The organism is Brevundimonas sp. (assembly GCF_018608325.1).
Lineage (GTDB): Bacteria > Pseudomonadota > Alphaproteobacteria > Caulobacterales > Caulobacteraceae > Brevundimonas.
The window spans coordinates 10,322-28,670 of sequence record NZ_JABAZW010000043.1; the positions used below are offsets into that span (position 1 = coordinate 10,322).

General features: G+C 66.3%; 14 protein-coding genes. 6 read left to right on the plus strand and 8 right to left on the minus strand.

Annotated features, from left to right (window positions below):
• Window positions 1–4 precede the first annotated feature (4 nt).
• The 7 genes from mnhG to QZ281_RS04555 all read right to left on the minus strand — a co-directional run bounded on the left by mnhG (window position 5) and on the right by QZ281_RS04555 (window position 8,038).
• The gene (mnhG, locus tag QZ281_RS04525; RefSeq protein ID WP_292225223.1) at window positions 5–364 is read right to left on the minus strand and encodes a monovalent cation/H(+) antiporter subunit G; all 360 of its coding nucleotides are present in this window, start codon (window positions 362–364) and stop codon (window positions 5–7) included.
• Window positions 361–636 (minus strand): K+/H+ antiporter subunit F, encoded by a 276-nt coding sequence (locus tag QZ281_RS04530; RefSeq protein WP_292225226.1) that lies wholly within the window; start codon window positions 634–636, stop codon window positions 361–363. Before QZ281_RS04530 ends, mnhG begins: the two co-directional genes overlap by 4 nt.
• Window positions 633–1,121: a Na+/H+ antiporter subunit E gene (locus QZ281_RS04535; protein WP_292225227.1), complete on the minus strand. Its 489-nt coding sequence runs from the start codon at window positions 1,119–1,121 to the stop codon at window positions 633–635. The genes QZ281_RS04530 and QZ281_RS04535 overlap by 4 nt, the downstream gene beginning before the upstream one ends.
• Window positions 1,118–2,710, minus strand: a complete 1,593-nt coding sequence (locus QZ281_RS04540; protein WP_292225229.1) for a monovalent cation/H+ antiporter subunit D — start codon at window positions 2,708–2,710, stop codon at window positions 1,118–1,120. Before QZ281_RS04540 ends, QZ281_RS04535 begins: the two co-directional genes overlap by 4 nt.
• Window positions 2,707–3,048: a Na+/H+ antiporter subunit C gene (locus QZ281_RS04545; RefSeq protein ID WP_363297386.1), complete on the minus strand. Its 342-nt coding sequence runs from the start codon at window positions 3,046–3,048 to the stop codon at window positions 2,707–2,709. The genes QZ281_RS04540 and QZ281_RS04545 overlap by 4 nt, the downstream gene beginning before the upstream one ends.
• On the minus strand, window positions 3,048–5,960 hold the full coding sequence (locus tag QZ281_RS04550; protein ID WP_292225235.1) for a monovalent cation/H+ antiporter subunit A: 2,913 nt from the start codon (window positions 5,958–5,960) through the stop codon (window positions 3,048–3,050). Before QZ281_RS04550 ends, QZ281_RS04545 begins: the two co-directional genes overlap by 1 nt.
• A gap of 218 nt (window positions 5,961–6,178) precedes the next feature.
• Window positions 6,179–8,038 (minus strand): hypothetical protein, encoded by a 1,860-nt coding sequence (locus QZ281_RS04555; protein WP_292225238.1) that lies wholly within the window; start codon window positions 8,036–8,038, stop codon window positions 6,179–6,181.
• A gap of 431 nt (window positions 8,039–8,469) precedes the next feature.
• On the opposite strand from QZ281_RS04555, the gene QZ281_RS04560 reads away from it, so the two are divergent.
• The 6 genes from QZ281_RS04560 to QZ281_RS04585 all read left to right on the plus strand — a co-directional run bounded on the left by QZ281_RS04560 (window position 8,470) and on the right by QZ281_RS04585 (window position 17,196).
• A complete protein-coding gene (locus tag QZ281_RS04560; RefSeq protein ID WP_292225240.1) occupies window positions 8,470–11,361 on the plus strand; it encodes a TonB-dependent receptor in 2,892 nt (963 codons plus the stop codon).
• A gap of 54 nt (window positions 11,362–11,415) precedes the next feature.
• The gene (locus tag QZ281_RS04565) at window positions 11,416–12,681 is read left to right on the plus strand and encodes an alginate lyase family protein (RefSeq protein WP_292225243.1); all 1,266 of its coding nucleotides are present in this window, start codon (window positions 11,416–11,418) and stop codon (window positions 12,679–12,681) included.
• A 92-nt stretch (window positions 12,682–12,773) separates the two neighbouring features.
• Window positions 12,774–13,295, plus strand: coding sequence for an RNA polymerase sigma factor (locus QZ281_RS04570; protein ID WP_292225245.1), 522 nt, complete (start codon window positions 12,774–12,776; stop codon window positions 13,293–13,295).
• Between the two features lie 37 nt (window positions 13,296–13,332).
• Entirely contained in the window at window positions 13,333–14,277 is a 945-nt protein-coding gene (locus tag QZ281_RS04575; protein WP_292225247.1) for a FecR domain-containing protein, read from the plus strand.
• On the plus strand, window positions 14,274–16,583 hold the full coding sequence (locus QZ281_RS04580; protein ID WP_292225248.1) for a TonB-dependent receptor: 2,310 nt from the start codon (window positions 14,274–14,276) through the stop codon (window positions 16,581–16,583). Before QZ281_RS04575 ends, QZ281_RS04580 begins: the two co-directional genes overlap by 4 nt.
• Window positions 16,584–16,665: 82 nt before the next feature.
• Window positions 16,666–17,196, plus strand: a complete 531-nt coding sequence (locus QZ281_RS04585; RefSeq protein ID WP_292225250.1) for an Ada metal-binding domain-containing protein — start codon at window positions 16,666–16,668, stop codon at window positions 17,194–17,196.
• On the opposite strand, the gene QZ281_RS04590 is transcribed toward QZ281_RS04585, so the two are convergent.
• The coding region (locus tag QZ281_RS04590) for a 2-oxoglutarate and iron-dependent oxygenase domain-containing protein (protein WP_292225251.1) at window positions 17,125–18,349 on the minus strand (1,225 nt) is incomplete at its 5' end. The two genes, QZ281_RS04585 and QZ281_RS04590, sit on opposite strands and share 72 nt — an antisense overlap.

An 18,349-nucleotide genomic window follows, 5' to 3' on the forward strand; every position in this document is an offset into this window, starting at 1 on the left:
GCTATCAGGATTGCGCGGACTTTTCCTTGGTCGCCGGAACCTTCTTCTTGCCCTCGGTGCGGTCGCGGAAGATGGCGGCGCGGGCCAGCAGAGTCAGGGTCACCGGCGTGGTCACCGTCAGGAACAGGCCGATCAGGATCTCGCGCGGCATGAACCGCCCGTCGATGATGGTGAAGAATACGGTCGAGGCGATCAGCACCAGAACCATGCCCAGGGTCGCGCCCAGCGTCGGGGCGTGAACCCGTTCGTAGAAGCTTTTGAAGGTCGTCAGGCCCACCGCGCCCAGCAAGGACAGGCCCGCGCCCAATATCGCCAGCGCCACGATCAGAATGGCCGCCCACAGCGGCAGGTCTGCGCCCGTCATTCGATCACCTCGCCGCGCATCAGGAACTGGGCCACGGTCGCCGCAAAGCCCAACATGCCGATAATCAAGGCCGCCTCGAAATAGAGCGGGCTGCCGGTGCGGATGCCGAACACGACGATCAGCAGCATGGCGTTCAGATAAAGGGCGTCCATGCCCAGGATGCGGTCCTGCGCCCGCGGCCCGCGCGCGATCCGCCACGCCGTCAGCGCCATGGCCGTGACCAGCATCAACTGGGCCAGCCCCAGCCCCCAGGCGAGCACCAGCGCGCTCATTCGAAGATCTCCATCAGGCGGCGCTCATACCGGGTCTTGATCAGTTCGACCCAGGCGTCCTCATCCACCAGATCAAGGACGTGCAGCAGCAGTTGGCCCGTCGCCGGCTCATACTCGACCCACAGGGTGCCGGGCGTGCTGGTGATGATGATGGCCAGGATCGCCAAACCATGCCGGTCGCGCATCTGCAGCGGGATATGGATGAAGCCCGCCTTACGCTCATGGCGGCGATGGCCCAGGATCACCCGCGCCACCTCCCAGTTCGAGCGGATCACATCGACCGTCACCACCCCGGCAAGCTGCAGAATAGCCTTGGGCGAACGGATCCGCACACGGTCCACGCTCAGCACCCGCATCACCTGCGGAGCCAGCACAGCCGCCAGCGCGGCCAGCACCAGAGACGGCGGCGCGACAGACGCGCTCATCAACAGCGAGGCGGCAAACAGGCCCAACGACAGGATCGGGTGGGGGAACACAGCCCTCATTGTCCGCCTCCCAGAACGGCCTGCACATAGGCCTGCGGCTGGGCCAGCCATTCCGCCGTATGCTGGGCGTAGAGCAGGCCCGAACCGCCAAACACGGCCAACAGGACACAGGCGCCCAACAGGCCGGTGATGGCCGTAAACTCAGCCGCACCCACGACCGGCGGCGGCGCATCCTCTTCCCGCACCCAGATGGCCCCCACGCCCAGCCGCGTCAGGCCGATCAGCGCGCCCAGGCTGGACAGCGACAGGAAGGCGATCACCCCCCAGGATGCCGTCCCGCCCGCCCCGATCAGGGCGTCGATCATGGCCAGCTTGCCGATGAAGCCGGCCAACGGCGGCAGGCCCGCCACCATCAGGGTGCAGATCAGGAACAGGCCTCCCAGCGCCGCCACGGCGCCGGGAATGACCAGACCAGGCTCATTGCGCTCCTCGTCATGGAAGGGGTCGCGGTATTCGTCGTCGAACACGGCGCGCAACTGCAGGCCGTCCTCTTCCCTGCCCCGCTGCAACACCTCGCCCAGCAGAAACAGCGCCCCGCAGGCCAGGGTCGAGCCGACCAGATAGAAGATGGCCCCGCCCAGGGCCTCGGTTCCGCCCAGCCCCACGATGGTCAGAACCGTGCCGGACGACACCATGACGCCAAAGCCCGCCCCCTTGGACAGATCGTGCGAGCCGATCAGGCCCGCCGTGCCGAAGGCGACCGTGGCCAGTCCCCCGACCATGATCCAGGTCTGGCCGAAACCGTGCGACAGCCCCGCCCCCTCGCCGAACAGCAGCAGGCTGAGGCGGATGATCACATAGACGCCGACCTTGGACAGGATGGCGAAGACGGCGGCCGTCGGGGCGCTGGCCGCCGAATAGGCCGGGGTCAGCCAGAAGCCCAGCGGCCACATGGCGCATTTGATCAGGAAGGCTACGCCCAGCACCGCCGCCCCGACATGGAACAGGCCGCGACTGTCGGCGGCGATCTGCGGAATCCGCACGGCCAGATCGGCCATGTTCAGCGTGCCGGTCACGCCATAGATCAGGCTGACGCCGATCAGGAACAGGGAGGATGCGGTGATGTTGACCGCGATATAGGTCAGACCCGCCCGGATGCGCCGCTCGCCCGATCCATGCAGCACCAGGCCGTAAGAGGCCGCCAGCATGATCTCGAAGAAGACGAAAAGATTGAACAGGTCGCCCGTCAGGAAGGCGCCGTTCACCCCCATGATCAGCAGCAGGAACAGGGCATGGAAACGCGGCCCCGCCCGGTCCCAGCGCGCCAGGGCGAAGATCAGCGAACAGGCGCCCGGCACGCTGGTCAAGGCCACCATCAGGGTCGACAGACGGTCCGCAACCAGCACGATGCCGAACGGCGCCATCCAGTCGGCCAGACGATAGACGCGCGCCGTGTCGCCGCCGCCCGTGGCCCCTGTCGCGCTTTCCTGCAGCAGCACCAGCGCCATCACCAGAATGGCGGCCATGGCCCCCAGGCTGAGCGCGCCCTTCAGCACGCGGCGACGCTCGTCAAACAGCAGCATGGCCGCCGCCACCGCCATAGGCAGGACGATGGGGCCGATGATCAGATGGGTCTGCCAGATGCTCATGCCTCAGGCTCCTTGCCGTCGACATGGTCGCTGCCCGTGATGCCGCGCGCCGCCAGAATGACCACCAGGAACAGGGCCGTCAGGGCGAAACCGATGACGATGGCGGTCAGCACCAGGGCCTGCGGCGTGGGGTCCGTATAGTGGCTGGGGTCCATATTATCGCCCTTCAGCACAGGCGGCGCGCCTGTACGCAGCCGTCCCATCGCCACGATGAACAGGTTCACCGCATAGGACAGCAGGGCCAGTCCCATGATGACCTGGAAGGTGCGCGGACGCAGCAGCAGCCAGACGCCCGACGCCGCCAGCACGCCGATGGCCAGGGCCAGAACCAGCTCCATCATTGTGCGCCCTCCTCATCCTGCGGTCGTGACTTGCGCAGCGACTGGTGCGCCAGGGCGACCAGCATCAGCACCGTCGCGCCCACGACCAGAACCACCACGCCCAGGTCGAACACCACCGCACTGGCCAGAGGCACCCGGCCCAGGATCGGCAGGTCAGCGTACTGGAACCATGTGGTCAGGAAGGGCTGGCCGAACACCCAGGCGCCCAGACCGCTGGCCACCGAGATCAACAACCCCAGACCGATCCAGACGATGGGCCGGATGGTCAGGCGCTCTTCGACCCAGCGCGCGCCGGACGCCATGTATTGCAGCACGAAGGCGATCGCGACGGCGATGCCCGCCGCGAACCCGCCGCCCGGCAGGTCATGCCCGCGCAGGAACAGATGCGCCGCCAGCAGCAGAATGAACGGGAACATCCAGCGCATCACCACGCGCGGGATCAGCATGGTCTCCTTCAGGGTGTCGCCTTCATTGCGGTTGTCGCGGTCGCGGTCCGACTTGTTCTGCACCCGCTTCTGGCTGGGCTCAGGCAGGCTGTCGCTGGCCGGACGGAACCGGCGCAGCAGGGCGAAGATGGTCAGGCCCACGATGCCCAGCACCGTGATCTCGCCAAAGGTGTCGAAGGCGCGGAAGTCGACCAGGATCACATTGACGATGTTGCGCCCGCCCGCGTCCTTGTAGGCGTGCTCGACGAAGAAGCGCGAAATCCCCTCGACCGCCGGGCGGGTCATGATCGCATAGGCGACGACCGCCAACGACAGACCGACCGCGCCCGCGATGATCAGATCGACACGGCGGCGCAGGCGAGAGCGGCGCTCAAGCCCGGCGGGAACGGGGATCGTCTCCAGCCGCTTGGGCAGCCAGCGCAGGCCCAACAGCAGCAGAACCGTGGTCACCACCTCGACCAGCAATTGGGTCAGGGCCAGGTCCGGCGCCGAGAGCCAGACGAATGAAATACAGCTGGCCAGACCCGCGCCGCCCATCAGGACGACCGCCGCCAGCCGGTGATACTTGGCCTGCCAGGCCGCCGCGACGGCACAGCCTGCCCCCACCAGCCAGATGCCCGCAAAGGCCAGATCGGCCAGATCCGGCGCAGGCGCCATCGGCAGGACGCCGATCCCGGCGCTGACAGCAGCGGCCACGCCCGCCAGCAGGGCGACCAGGACGATGCCGCGCAGTTGCGGCTGCAGACGCTCGGTGCCGAACACCCGCACCAGCATCGCAGCGCCCTTGGCCAGGCCGGTCATGGCGCGCTCGAACATCCAGCCGCCGTTCAGCTTCTGCCAGCCCCAGGGCGCGCCGCGCGGGTTGTTGTTGATGCGCTTGCCGAAGATCACATACAGCAGCACCCCGCCCGCCAAAGCCGTCAGGCTGAGGAACAGCGGCAGGTTGAAGCCATGCCACAGAGCCAGGCTGTAATAGGGCAGATCAAAGCCCAGAACCGAGACGGCGGCGCTTCTCAGGAAGGGGCCGACGGTGATGGCGGGCAGGACGCCGACCAGCAGGCACAGCCCCACCAGAATCTCGACCGGACGGCGCATCCAGGCGGGCGGCTCATGCGGGACGCGATCCAGCTCGGTCGGCGGCGGGCCGAAGAAGGTGTTGTGGATGAAGCGCAGCGAATAGAGGACGCTGAACGCGCTGGCCAGGGTCGCCAGGAAGGGCAAGGCGGTGCTCAGGGCGTTGGCGTTCGAGTTGGCCACCGCCTCGGCCAGGAACATCTCCTTGGACAGGAAGCCGTTCAGCAGCGGCACGCCCGCCATCGCCGCCGCCGCCACCATGGCCAGGGTCGCGGTGAAGGGCATGAATTTGAACAGACCGCTCAGCTTGCGCATGTCGCGCGTCCCGGCCTCATGGTCGATGATGCCCGCCGCCATGAACAGCGACGCCTTGAAGGTGGCGTGGTTGACCGTGTGGAAGATGGCTGCGATCAGGGCCAGCGGCGTGCCGAACCCGACCAGCAGCACGATCAGCCCCAGATGGCTGATGGTCGAATAGGCCAGCAGACCTTTCAGATCATGCTGGAAGATGGCGCACCAGGCCCCGATCAGCAGGGTCGCCAGACCGGCGCCCCCGACCAGCAGATACCAGATGTCCGTGCCCGCAAAGACCGGCCAGAAGCGGATCAGCAGGAAGACCCCTGCCTTCACCATGGTCGCGGAATGCAGATAGGCGCTGACCGGCGTCGGCGCCGCCATGGCGCGCGGCAGCCAGAAGTGGAACGGGAACTGCGCGCTCTTGGTGAAGGCGCCCAGCAGCAACAGCACAAGGGCCGGCGTGTACATGGGGCTGGCCTGGATCAGCTCTCGCGAGGCCAGAACCACATCCAGATCATAGCTGCCGACGATGTTGCCGATCAGGATCATCGACACCAGCAGGGCCAGACCGCCAGTCGCGGTCACGGTCAGGGCCATGCGCGAACCTTCGCGCGCGGCCGGGTTCTGGTGCCAGTATCCGATCAGCAGGAAGGAAAAGAGGCTGGTCAGTTCCCAGAACACCACCAGCTGGATGATGTTGCCCGCCAGCACGACCCCCTGCATCGCGCCCATGAAGGCCAGCAGGAAGGAGAAGAAGCGCGGCACCGGATCCTTCGGCGACATATAATAGCGCGCATACAGCACGACCAGCGCGCCGATCCCCAGGATCAGACAGCTGAACAGCCACGACAGCCCATCCAGCCGCACCACCAGATTGATGCCCAGCGACGGCAGCCACTCAATCTCGTGCCGCAGCGTCTCTCCGTCCTGAAACCGGGGCCACAGCGCCGCCAGACAGATCAGGCTGGCAAGAGCGATGACCCACGACAGGATCGCCGCTGAGGTCCGCGCATGTCGGGGCAGACCGGACGCGATCAGGGCGCCGATGAACGGCAGGGCGAGGATGACAAACAGCAGAAGACTGACGGACATGTGGCGGGTCGTCTTCTCCGAAAAGGAAACATGGGGACGGCGAACGCGGGCAAAGCCGCACGTCCGAGTCACCCAGACTTACGGTCTCATGTCCATCAGGTCAAAGCGACGCCTTGGCGCGGGGCGGATTTGTTCAATCTGTGTTGCGGTTATGAAAGACGTGATGATTCTATGGCTTGGGCGAACCTTCCGCTGAAAAGTCCGCCCCAGGCGCCGCCTCACCTGTCGCGAAATTGAACACTCCAGCCGCCGGTCCAGGTCCGGCCCGGACTATCCGCCTGACAACGCACAACCGTCCGCAACGGCCCGACTGGCGTGCGATAGGCGCCGCCGTCCGCCGCCGTGGCGTCACAGCTCATCCCCTGCCCCTGGAAGGCTGCGACATCGCCCAGCGCGAACACGACGCCCTGATCGGTTGATTGAGCGCCGGACGAGAAGCTGCCCAGCTCCAGATCGACCTTCTGGATCGTCACGCCACGACGCGCCGTGATCTCGTCACGGCGGGTGATCCGTCCGGGCGACAGCTCATAGACGGTTCTGGCGCTGACGCGATCATCGCGCACCGGCGCGTCCTGACCCATCCGGTCCACCGCAGGCAGGCTGTAGGTCAGGCGCGTGGTCTGACCGACGACCTCGACCTTTACATTGGTGAACCATGACAGGGGCTGAAGCACGCTGCCGTCCGACAGGGTCACGCGCGGCAGAAGCTGCGGATAGGTCTCGTCCGCCGCGCCCGCCAGAACGCCCGGCGAATAGGGAACCGGGAAGTACGGGTTGTTCATATGCTGGCCGGGACCGCCGTTGATCAGTGGCAGGCCGATGACCCGGTCGCCGTCGCGATAGGTGATCAGCAGCCGATCCTCAGCCCCCTTGGAAAACCAGGTCGTCGTCGAACGCGGCAGGGTCTTCAGCCAGTCCGCATAGCCCGCGTCGGGCGCCCGGTCACGATAGCCGCGCTGGTTCCACAGGGCGTTGGTGTAGAACAGCTGGTGCGACAGGCTGATGTTCTCGCCCAGAATCCGGTGCTTGCCGCGATAGTCGTCGGTCTTTCGCCCGTGATCCCACAGGTTCACCGAGCCCGTCCCGCTGTCCTGCCAGAAGTCCACGTATCGCGCGGCGATGCGGGACGAGAAGGCATAGGCCATCCGCTCTTCCTCATCACTCAGCAGGTTCAGGGATGCGGCGGCGGTCAGAACCTCCAGGAAGGCCGTCTCGCCATAGGCGCCGATGCTGCGGCCATATTCAAAACCCTCGCCCCGCAGGTTGAAACGCGGCAGCAGCAGATCGACCGAACGACGCAGCCAGTCCTTGACCTCCTGCGGCGGGGCCACTCCGGTTTCGATGAACCGCTGGGCGATCTCGCCGATCAGAAGCACGCTGTAGCGGTCGAAACGCCCCTCCCCCGTGGTTTCGTCCGCAAAGCCGAACTCACCGGAATACTGACGGAAATGCTCCAGCGTCTTGGCCAGCAAGGCCTCGCTGGCGGACGTATCCTCCCACCCCATCAGATAGCGCAGGCGCGCGATGCTGTAGGCCACGCCATAATAGTTGTTGGGCAGGTTGATCAGGGTCAGATCGTCCTGACGCACGAACCGGCGCCAATCCAGATTCTGACGCAGTTTCACCAGCGTCTCCGGCGCCACCGCCTGATCCAGCAATCCTGCCTCGTTCAGCTGATGCAGGGCGGACATGTAATAATATATGCCCCAGCTGTCGTTGGTGTCGTTCAGCGTCAGCTCGGACAGGCGGCGAAACCCCTCCAAGAACCGGGCGCGGCGCGGATCGCCCACCGGCGCCTCGATCACCGCATGGGCCAGGCCGATGGCGATCTTGCCGGGCAGGAACTTGTCGTTCGCCTCAAACACCCGAACCCCGTCCAGCGTCATGCTGCGGCCCTCGGTCATCAGTTGATCCAGCAGGGCGTCCATCTGCGGCGAGACGCGGTTGACGATGGTCGCGTTCATCGCCGGGGCGGTCTGGTACAGGACGCCGCGCTCCACCTGGGCGCTGGCCGGAGCTGCAAACGCCGCCCCCATCGCCAGACCGAACACGCAACCCATCAAGGATGAACGAGACATTGGAAGTCCTTGGAACAGAGGAAAGGAAACTGGTCGATCGAAAGCGGTGGAACGACGGGTCAGAGCATTCAGCACGACGATGCGACGCCAGAAACGCCCGCACCGTGTCAGAGAGAAACCCGCCAGGGAAAAGTTGTTCGGGGAGATTTGAATCGTGTCCTCCGGCGTCACGCTGGTAGCGTTCACACGCACACGGACAGAGACAAACGCCCTATCCCAAAAGAGGACAGGCAAAGCCGGAAACGGTCGAACCGCATACTGAAGAATTCCACTAAACACCCGTTTCGCCTTACTTTTTCACCCTGACAGAAGCTCTGAAAGATTCTGGCTCGACCAATCTTGCCACCGGTGTCATTTCCGGTCTAGCCTACGCGACGATACGACGCTCGATCCACGGGCGCGGACCGGAAACGCTCAAGATTGGGGATCCCATGTTCAACCACACGAGACGCCTGCGCACTGTGTTGCTGGCCTCCGCTGCGCTCGCGGTCGTCGCAGCGCCTGCCCTTGCGCAGGAAGCCGCAGCCACCGCTCAAGCCGCGCCGCAAGACGACCAGACCGACGTCGGGGACGTCGTCGTCACCGGGCTGCGCGCCACGCAACGCAGCTCCATCGAGTTCAAGCGCAGCTCGGCGGTCATCGTCGACGCCATCATCAACGACGAGATCGGCTCTCTGCCCGACAACTCGGTCGGCGACACCCTGGAGCGTGTGACCGGCGTCACCGCCGACCGCTTCAAGGGCAACGCCAACGAACTGTCCGTGCGCGGCCTTGGCCCGACCCTCAGCTTCTCGACCTTCAACGGCCGCGAAGTCTCCACCGCCGGTCCCGACCGTTCCGTGGCCTTCCAGCAGTTCCCGTCAGAACTGGTCAACGGCGTGCTGGTGTACAAGACCCAGCAGGCTGACTTCGTCGACGGCGGCATCGCCGGCGTGATCGAGCTGCGCTCCATCCGCCCGCTGGAAGCCAAGCCCCGCCTGCAGTTCGAATACCGCGGCGTCTATCAGGAAAAGGATGACGCCATCCACGGCCGCGACGGCATGGGTTACCGGGCCAACCTGTCCTGGACCAACCGCTGGCTGAACACCCGCGCAGGCGATTTCGGCCTGAGCGTCGGCTATCAGCACCAGGACCAGGCGTCGCCGGAAGACTATTACACCACTAACTCGGCCTTCATTCCGTGCAACACGGATGCCGTGAACCCGACGGTGATCACGGGCACCTCCGCCGTCCAGACGGCCGCTGGCACCAGCTTCAACTGCGGCCTGCGCGACAAGCTGACCACCGCCCAACGTGCGGGCACGACGGAATCGCCGCTGTACTTCGCCACCACCTCACGCACCTTCCGTCAGATCGCGACCAAGGAAACGCGGGACGGCTTCATGGGGTCGCTGCAATGGCGTCCGTCCGAGCGCATCGACTTCCTGTTCGACACCCAATATTCGAAGCGTTCCAGCCTCGAAAACCGCAACCAGCTGGCCATCACCGAGGCGGCTCGCGGCATCGACCCGATCATCATCGGCGACGGCGGCCGCTACAGCGAAGGCGCGTTGATCTCGTATCGCGGCAACTCCAACGTCGAGGTCCAGAACGAGGATCGCCTGCGCGACGAAGAATACAAGGCCGCCGGTCTGTCAGGCCGCTGGAACGGCGACCGCCTGCGTCTGTCGGGTGATGTCTCCTATTCGGAATCGCACCGCGTCGAGACGCAGAAGTCGACCAACATGCGTTCACCGACGCGCGTGGCCTATACGCTGGACGCCTCTGACGACGTGGTGCCGACGGTTGATTTCGGCAACTTCGACATCACCGATCCGTCGTCCTTCCTGTCGACGACCGTGGCGGCCAACACCAACTACGCCCGTTATCGCCGGGCGACCGACCGCAAGGACCAGCTGGCGGCGGTCCGTTTCGACGGCGTCTATGACCTGTCGCAGACTGGCTTCTTCCGCAGCCTGAACGCGGGCGTCCGCTATTCGGAGCACACCCGCAAGACCGATCTGGCCAACAACGGCGACGTCAACATCCCGATCGCCCGCGACGGCATGACCGCCGCCCAGATCGTGGCCCAGGCCAACCAGAACTGCCGCCTGGCCTTCCCGGCGTCGGAGTTCATGACCCAGTCCTCGACGAACATCCGCAAGTGGGCGACGTTCGACAACGACTGCCTGTTCCGCGCCTACACCGGCCGCGACTCCAACCCGCTGATGGAGGACTCGCGCGGTCCTGAAGACATCAACGTCAAGGAGACGATCAGCGCCGTCTATCTGATGACCACCTTCGGCGGCGAACTGCGCAACACGCCCTTCACCGGCAACTTCGGCGTCCGCTATGTGAAGACCGAAGTGGACTCGCGCGGCTATCGCTCCGAGGTTCTGGTCACCCCGTCGGTCGGCGGCTCTGCGGCGACCATCGTCACCGTGCCGGGCACGCTGAGCGAAATCCGCGGCACGGGCGACTATGACTACTGGCTGCCCAGCGCCAATGTGAACTTCGATCTGAATGACAAGACCCGCCTGCGGTTCGGCGCATCGCGCTCCATAGCCCGTGCAGGCATCGAAGACTTCAATGTCGGCATCAGCCCGCAGCCAGACACCACTGCAACCACGGTTCAGGGCGTTCTGGCCAACTCCCAGACCGGCAACCCCAACCTGAAGCCGCTGGACAGCTGGAACCTGGATGCGTCGCTGGAATATTACCTGAACCGCGACACGGCCTTCTCGTTCGCCGTCTATCACAAGTGGATCAAGAACGCCTCGTTCGACGCGGTCCAGCCCTTCACCACCTCGATCATCGCCAATGGCGTGGAGACGACCTTCAACGCCGTCGCCCCCGCCAACGACCAGACCCAGCGCCAGCTGACCGGGTTCGAAATCACCGGCAGCACAGTCTTCAGCCAACTGCCGGGCCTGTGGTCGGGTCTGGGCGTCAGCGGCGGCTATAACTATGCCGATGCTGATTTCGAGTTCCCTGATCCGTCCAGCGTCGGCCCCTATGTGGATGCTGCGGGCCTGCGCGGCCTGTCGCGTCACAACGCCAACGCCTCGGTGTTCTGGGAAGGTGCGGGCCTGCAACTGCGCGCCGCCTATCGCTATCGTTCGGAATATTCCAAGCCGAACAGCAATACGAACCGCAGCGTTCGCGGCTCGGGCATCCTGAACCTGTCGGCCAACTACAACATCAACCGCAATGTGCAGCTGAAGCTGCAGGCGCTGAACGTCACCAACGCCCGCGACATCATGTACAAGCCTGGCTACGACGCCGTGACCGAAGTGAGCGAGGGCAACACCCAGTACTACTTCGGCGTCCGCTTCCGTTACTGACCCTAACGCCCGGCCGTCGTGCTGTCAGCGCGGCGGCCGGCCAGGATTTCCAGCATGAAACGTCTGATCTCCTCGCTTGCGGCCATCGGCGTCGCCTGCACCGCCCTGCCCGCCGTCGCCCAGAGCCAGGTTGCGCCCGTCTGTGAAGGCTCCGCAGGATACTCGGCCGCGTTCGACGGTCGCCGCACGTTCCTGTGGCGCCCCGACTGGCTGACCACCATCAAGTCGCGCCTGTCTGACGACGCCTCGCTTCAGCCCGCGTGGGCTGCACTGAAGACCCGCGCCGACGCCGCCCTGACGCGTGAACCCTATACGGTCGTCACCAAGACCATGACGCCCGCCAGCGGCGACAAGCACGACTATATGAGCATGGGCCCCTACTGGTGGCCGGACCGCTCCAAGCCCCACGGCCTGCCCTATGTACGCCGCGACGGCCAGTTCAACCCAGAGAAGGACACCAAGGCCTTCGACGTCTCCAGTCTGGAGGGCATGAGCCAGGACGTGCAGGCCCTGGCCCTGGCCAACTATTTCACCGGCGATCAACGCTACGCCGCCAAGGCCGCCGAAATGATCCGGGTGTGGTTCCTTGACCCGGCGACCAAGATGAACCCCAACTTCAACCACGGCCAGGCCGTGCCGGGCCGCGTCTCGGGCCGCGCCGAGGGTGTCATCGACGCCCACCGTCTGGTGCGGGTGGTCGAGGCGGCGGGCCTGTTGCTGCCGACCGAGGCCCTGACCCGCGAAGAGAATGAGGCGCTTCAGGACTGGTTCGGCGAACTGGTGCAGTGGATGGCGACCAGCACCATCGGGCGTCAGGAGCGGGCCGCCGAGAACAACCACGGCCTCTACTACGACACCCTCATCACCCATTTCGCCCTGTTCGCAGGCATGGATGATGCGGCCCAGGCCATCGCCGAACGCGCCAAGACCCGGCGTCTGGCGGCCCAGATCGATCCTGACGGCAGCCTGCCCAAGGAACTGACGCGCACCCGGTCGCTGCACTATACGACCTGGACCCTGACGGCGGCCTTTGATCTGGCCGACGAGGCGCGCTGCGTCGGCGTGGACCTGTGGAACTATCGCTCAGAGGACGGGCGTTCATTGCGCGGCGCCGCCGACTTCGTCGCGGCCTATGCCGGTCGTGAACAGGAGTGGCGCTGGCCGGAACTGAACAAGAATGAGACCGACGGCATCTATGAGGTGCTGCAACGCGCCGCCTGGGCGTGGAACGATCCGGCCTATGCGGAAAAAGCGGCCCTCTATGCCGAACGCAACGCCAACATCAGCCTGAACCTGCGCGTGCCGCCCTACGCGCAATAAGGCGTTAGAGCGCCATCCGTCGCTGTCGCCAGCGGCGGATGGTCTATCGTCACGGTTGCCACCCGACGCAGGCCAAGGCTATGGCGGGGTTGATGAGCGGGTCGTCTGACATTCCGACTGGTGGGTTAGAGGCTGTCTTCAACGAGATGCGCCCGGCGCTGGTCCGTCGTGCGCAGGCCATGGGCGCAGGCGGCGACGCCGAGGATGTGGTTCAGGACGTCTGGCTGAAGCTGCAATCAGCCGACGGACCGGTCGCCAGCCCCCACGCCTATCTGCTGCGCATGGTCTATACCGCCGTGCTGGACCGCAAACGCGGGGCCAGACGCGCCGCGGCGCGCGACGCCGAATGGTCCACACCCGCCAACCTGCCGCGGGATGGCATCGCCTCAGCCGAGGCCGAGCGGCGCCTGATGGCCGTGCAGCTTCTGGCCAAGGTCGAGGCGCGGCTGTCCGATCTGGGTGATCCGGCGGCGGCCATCTTCCGACGCCACCGCATCGACGGCCTGACCCAGCGTCGCATCGCCGAGGAGTTCGGCATGGGTCTGAGCACTGTCGAAAAGCATCTTCGCCGAGCCTATGCGGCAATTCTGGACCTTGAGGGGGACAGACCGTGAGGCATATCGCAAGGCGCGGCGTCCTAGGGGCATGGGGATGACCATTTCAGAAAGAAATGTCGACCGGGAGGCTCTGGACTGGCTGGTTCAGGTCAATGATCCCGGCTTCGATCAATGGGACGCGTGGGACGCCTGGATGGCGGCCGACGCTCGAAACGCCGAGGCCTATTGGCGGCTGGCGGGCGCCGAGGCCGACGCTGTCGAGGCGTTGAAGACCGCGCCCGTGCGCGTTGTTCAGCCCTTCCGCGCTGGAAAGATCAGCCGCCTGCCGCGCCGGTCGCTGGCGGCGGTCGCCGCCGCCCTGGCGGCGGTGGTCATCGGCGGCGTCTGGTTCGCAAACAGCCAGCGCGCCCAGCCCTGGACGGTGGAGACAGCGCCGGGCGAACAGCACACCCTGACCCTGGCCGACGGCTCGGTCGTCTCGCTGGACGGCGGCACCCGGCTGGCGATGGATCGGCGCAAGCCGCGCGACGTGCGGCTGGAGGGTGGACGTGCTCTGTTCACCGTCGTGCATGACGACGCCCATCCGTTCGTGGTGGTCGTGGGCGAAACCACCCTGACGGACCTGGGCACCGTCTTCGACGTGACCCAGTTGCAGGACGGGGTGCGGGTGTCCGTGTCCGAAGGCAGCGTGCGTGTGGACGCCCCCGCCGACACCGCGACCCTGAACCCCGGCGACAGCGTGATCTCGACCCCTCGCGGTCTGGATCGGCGCACCCTGTCGCCCGATGATGTCGCCGCCTGGCGCGAGGGGCGTCTGACCTATGCCGATGAGGCGCTGGGCGTCGTGGCGCAGGATCTGGCGCGGGCGCTGAACCGGCCCATCACCGTCTCCCCCGCCCTGTCCGGTCGCCGGTTCAGCGGCAGCCTGACTACCCGCGCCGCGCCTGAAGATCAGAAGGATCGTCTGTCCCGCCTGCTCGACGTCTCTGTCGTCGATGAAGGTGCGGGCTGGAGGCTGGAGCCGAGACCGGCCTCGTGAGCGTCGCGGCTGTCGTGGTTGCAGGGATGCTGGCCGCACAGGCTGGCGCGCCGCAGACCTTTTCGGTCAGCGCAGGCCCCGCCACGCAGTCGATCAACCGTCTGGCGGCCCAGGCGGGCGTCGATGTGGCCATCTCGACCGACCTGAGCGGACGCAGAACCCCGGAACTGCGGGGGCGGATGACGGTGGATGCGGCGTTCGAACGCCTGTTGCAGCCGCTGGGCGCGCGCGCTGTCCTGATCGGTGAAGACGCCTATCGCATCGAGGCCGCACCGCCTCGAACGACGCCAGCCGCAACGCCGCCGCCTCCGGTCACGACCCAGCTTAGCGAGATCGTGGTCACCGCCGCCCCGCCCGTCGGCCTGTCGCAGGCGTCAGGACGCACCCCGGTCGACAACGGCGCGCTGCAAAGATTCGAAGGCGCCGCCACCAGTGACGCCGTCGCGGACCTGACCGCCACAGTGGATTCCACGCGCCAGGGCACAGGCCGCAACAAGCTGTTCGTGCGAGGCCTGGCGGACTCGGCCATGAACGGTCCGCTGCAGGCGACGGTGGGGCAATATCTGGGCGATCTGCGCCTCAGCTTCGGATCACCCGACCCGGATCTGGCCCTGGTCGACATCCGCCGGATCGAGGTGTTCGAGGGACCTCAGGGCACCCGCTTCGGGGTCGGCGCCATCGGCGGGGTGCTGCGTATCGAACCGGCTGCACCCGAACTGGACGAGGCGTCCGGGCGTCTGATCCTGGGCGGCGCCGCGACATCGGGCGGGGCCGAAAGCGGCGATGTCGCCGTGGTTCTCAATCAACCGTTCAGCGATCAGACGGCAGGGCGTCTGGTGGCCTATGCCCGGCGCGACGGCGGCATTCTGGACAATCCGACGCTGGGGCTGCGCAACTCCGATTATGTGGACACGACCGGCGCGCGCGGGACGCTGCGCTGGACCAATGGCGACTGGACGGTCGATGTGGTCGGCGTGGCCCAGAAGGTTCAGGCCGGAGACGCCCAGACGATCGCCGTCGACAGCGCGCGCCTGCTCAAGACCGGCCGTGTGCGCGAACCCTATTCCAGCACCATCGCCCTGGCAGGCGTCACCGCGCGGCGCTGGCTGGGATCGGCGCGGCTGACCTCGGCGACCAGCGTGTCGCGTCATACGCTGGATGAGCGGTTCGATGCCACCCTGGGCGGCGACGCCTATCCGATCGTGGTGGACCGCACCCAGACCGCCTCCAGCACCTCATCCGAGTTGCGGATCGACATGGCGCCGTCGCGGGGCCTGACCTGGTCTGGCGGGGTGGCGGTCGCCTTTGGGGAGACCACGGTCGAGCGTCGACGCCAAACCGTCATGGCGTCCTTCACGCCAGCCTATGGCGCCGACCTGAAACGCACCTTCGCCGAGGCCACGGCCTTCGGAGAGGCCTCGGTCGCCCCGGCGCCGAATTGGCGGTTCGCGGTCGGCGCGCGCCTGTCCGGCACCCGCATCGACAATGACATCCAGGTGGTCGCCGCTGATCTGCGCGCCAAGGAACGCGACCACCCCGGCATCAACTATCGCCTCAGCCCCAGCCTGTCGGCGCGCTGGGACGTGACGCCGGACACCACGCTGTTCGCCCGTCTGGAGCAGGCCGTGCGCCCCGCCGGGGTCAATGAGGCAGACGGCGCCTTCGAACGCTATCAGGGCGACCGGGTCACCCTGCTGGAGTTGGGCGCACGGACCTATGAGCCCTGGCATGGACTGACGGGCGAAGTCTCTGCGGGGTGGATGGATTGGCGCGATGTGCAGGCCGACATCATCACGCCCGGCGGCGACATGGTCACCGACAACGTCGGCGACGGCGTGATCAAGTTCATCTCTCTGAAGGCCGCCTGGCGGCCCACGGACGTGCTGGATGTCTCGGGCGGCCTGTTCCTGAACCAAAGCCAGCTGACGCCGACCCGCATCGGCATCATTGCGGCGGGCAAGGGCGACATCCCCAATGTGGCGCCGGTCGGCGGGCAACTCAGTTTCGACTATCAGCCGGGGCTGGTGGCGGGCCTGCCGCTGCGGCTGGGCGCAGACTTCCGCTATGTCGGTCGGTCGCGGCTGGGCGTGGGCGTGGGGCTGGACGTTCCGCAGGGCGGCTATCTGCTGACGGCCCTGACCGCGCGGCTGGGCGACGACCGCCGCGCCTTCACCCTGCGCGTCTCCAATCCGATGGATGTGTCGGGCATCCGCTACGGCATAGGCTCGCCCTATCAGCTGTCCCAGCCGCAAGTCGTGCCGCTGCGCCCGTTGACCGTGCGTCTGGGTTTTGAAGCCGCCTTCTGAAGAAAAAACGGTCCGACCGTAAGGCTGTCTGCGCCCGTCGGCGTCCTTGGTTCATGTAACCGCGCCCATAGGGATTTTCGCCATGGACCAAGTCACCCGCCTCTTCAACGCCGCGTCCGACATGAATCTGCGCGGTCGCCGTCTGGCTCAGTTGATGCGCCGCGATCCGAGCGCGGAAGGTCAGTTCTGGTATTCGGTCATCACCACCGGCGTCTATTGCCGCCCGACCTGCCCGGCCCGCCACGCCCTGCCTGAGAACATCCGCCTGCATGACACGCTGGCCGAGGCGCGCGGCACAGGGTTTCGTCCGTGCCGCCGCTGCGATCCCGAAGGGGCGTCTCTGGCGGAAAAACACGACGTCCTGATCCAGACCGCCTGTGAGATGCTGAGGACCGAAGGCCGCGCGCCCTCATCGCAACAGGTCGCCAGTGCAGTGGGCCTGAGCCGCTCGCATTTCCACAAGCTGTTCCGCCAGACCACCGGAACCACGCCGTCGGCCTATGCGCGATCCGCCCGCGCCACAGCGCCCCGCAGCCGCCCCCTAGCCGTCCGCAGGTCGTTCGATCAGGTTCAGGACATCCGCATAATGGGCGGCGGCGACATCGGGATGTGAGCGCAGGCGGCTTTTCAGCTGGTTCTGGCCGACCTCGCGGAAGATGGGGTTCAGCGGATCGACCGACAGGCCCCGCTCGGCCCGCTTCAGGTCCTCCGACAGCGGAATGACCGGCACCACCGCATCAGGCCGCGAGCCCAGGAAGAAGGCGACCGAGAACCGCTCGTCACCCGCAGGCGGCGCGACTACATCATGGATGGCGGCGCGGACCAGACCATTGGTCGCCAACTCCAGCAGTTCGCCCGCATTGATGACGAAGGTCCCCGGCACGGGCGGCGCCGCGATCCACGATCCGTCGTCCGCCTGCACCCGCAGGCCCGGCGTCCTATCCTGCAGCAGCACGGTGACGAAACCGCCGTCGCGGTGGGCGCCGACGCCCTGATCCGTCTGGGCCACATCCCGCCCCGGATAGCGGATGATCTTCATCAGTTGCGACGGGTCGGGCTCGTAGATTTCAGCAAAGGTGTTTTCCGGCTGGCCCAGAGCCGCTGCGATGGCTTTCAGCAGTTCGATGCCAACCCGCGTCACCTCGGCCTGATAGGCCAGAAGCACCTGTTTCAATTCAGGCATCGCGTCAGGCCACAGGTTCGGCCCCTGCAACCGCCGCCACGCAGGCGTGTCTGGCCCGAGCAGAAACGGCGCCGCCTCGGTGTTGATGTCCAGTTGTTCGCGCCAGTCCTGCTGGCCGCGCGTCAGCTCCAGCCCCGCGCGATTGTAGCCCCGGAAGTGCGGTGACCGGACCATCTCGATCTGCAGTTTGTCGTCCAGCGGCAGAGCGAAGAACTGCTTTGACGCCGCCAGCACCTGATCGATCAAGCCCTGATCGACGCCATGTCCGTTCAGATACAGGAAGCCCTGCGCGTACAGCACATCCAGCAGGTTTCTCAGAAAGGCCTCGCGGCGATCCGCGTCACCATGAAAGTCCGTCAGGTCCAGCGTAGTCAGCGACGCCCCGGACATTGCCTGTGTCTCGTTCCCGCTCATGATGCGTCGTCTTCTGGTCTCACCGCCAATGTCTGTCGGCGACTGCGCCCCGGATCGCAACTCATCATCCGTCGCCGTGCGGGCAGGAAAAATCGCCGCCCCGCCTACATCGACCACCGCAGGCTGACCGTCAGGCTGCGACCGACGCGGCCAAGCTGCAGCAGGCGGC

What these genes read in the sequence shown, in the direction of transcription:
- mnhG (WP_292225223.1), bottom strand. Translation starts at nt 364, where the DNA reads ATGACGGGCGCAGACCTGCCGCTGTGGGCGGCCATTCTGATCGTGGCG.
- QZ281_RS04530 (WP_292225226.1), bottom strand. Translation starts at nt 636, where the DNA reads ATGAGCGCGCTGGTGCTCGCCTGGGGGCTGGGGCTGGCCCAGTTGATG.
- QZ281_RS04535 (WP_292225227.1), bottom strand. Translation starts at nt 1,121, where the DNA reads ATGAGGGCTGTGTTCCCCCACCCGATCCTGTCGTTGGGCCTGTTTGCC.
- QZ281_RS04540 (WP_292225229.1), bottom strand. Translation starts at nt 2,710, where the DNA reads ATGAGCATCTGGCAGACCCATCTGATCATCGGCCCCATCGTCCTGCCT.
- QZ281_RS04545 (WP_363297386.1), bottom strand. Translation starts at nt 3,048, where the DNA reads ATGGAGCTGGTTCTGGCCCTGGCCATCGGCGTGCTGGCGGCGTCGGGC.
- QZ281_RS04550 (WP_292225235.1), bottom strand. Translation starts at nt 5,960, where the DNA reads ATGTCCGTCAGTCTTCTGCTGTTTGTCATCCTCGCCCTGCCGTTCATC.
- QZ281_RS04555 (WP_292225238.1), bottom strand. Translation starts at nt 8,038, where the DNA reads ATGTCTCGTTCATCCTTGATGGGTTGCGTGTTCGGTCTGGCGATGGGG.
- QZ281_RS04560 (WP_292225240.1), top strand. Translation starts at nt 8,470, where the DNA reads ATGTTCAACCACACGAGACGCCTGCGCACTGTGTTGCTGGCCTCCGCT.
- QZ281_RS04565 (WP_292225243.1), top strand. Translation starts at nt 11,416, where the DNA reads ATGAAACGTCTGATCTCCTCGCTTGCGGCCATCGGCGTCGCCTGCACC.
- QZ281_RS04570 (WP_292225245.1), top strand. Translation starts at nt 12,774, where the DNA reads ATGAGCGGGTCGTCTGACATTCCGACTGGTGGGTTAGAGGCTGTCTTC.
- QZ281_RS04575 (WP_292225247.1), top strand. Translation starts at nt 13,333, where the DNA reads ATGACCATTTCAGAAAGAAATGTCGACCGGGAGGCTCTGGACTGGCTG.
- QZ281_RS04585 (WP_292225250.1), top strand. Translation starts at nt 16,666, where the DNA reads ATGGACCAAGTCACCCGCCTCTTCAACGCCGCGTCCGACATGAATCTG.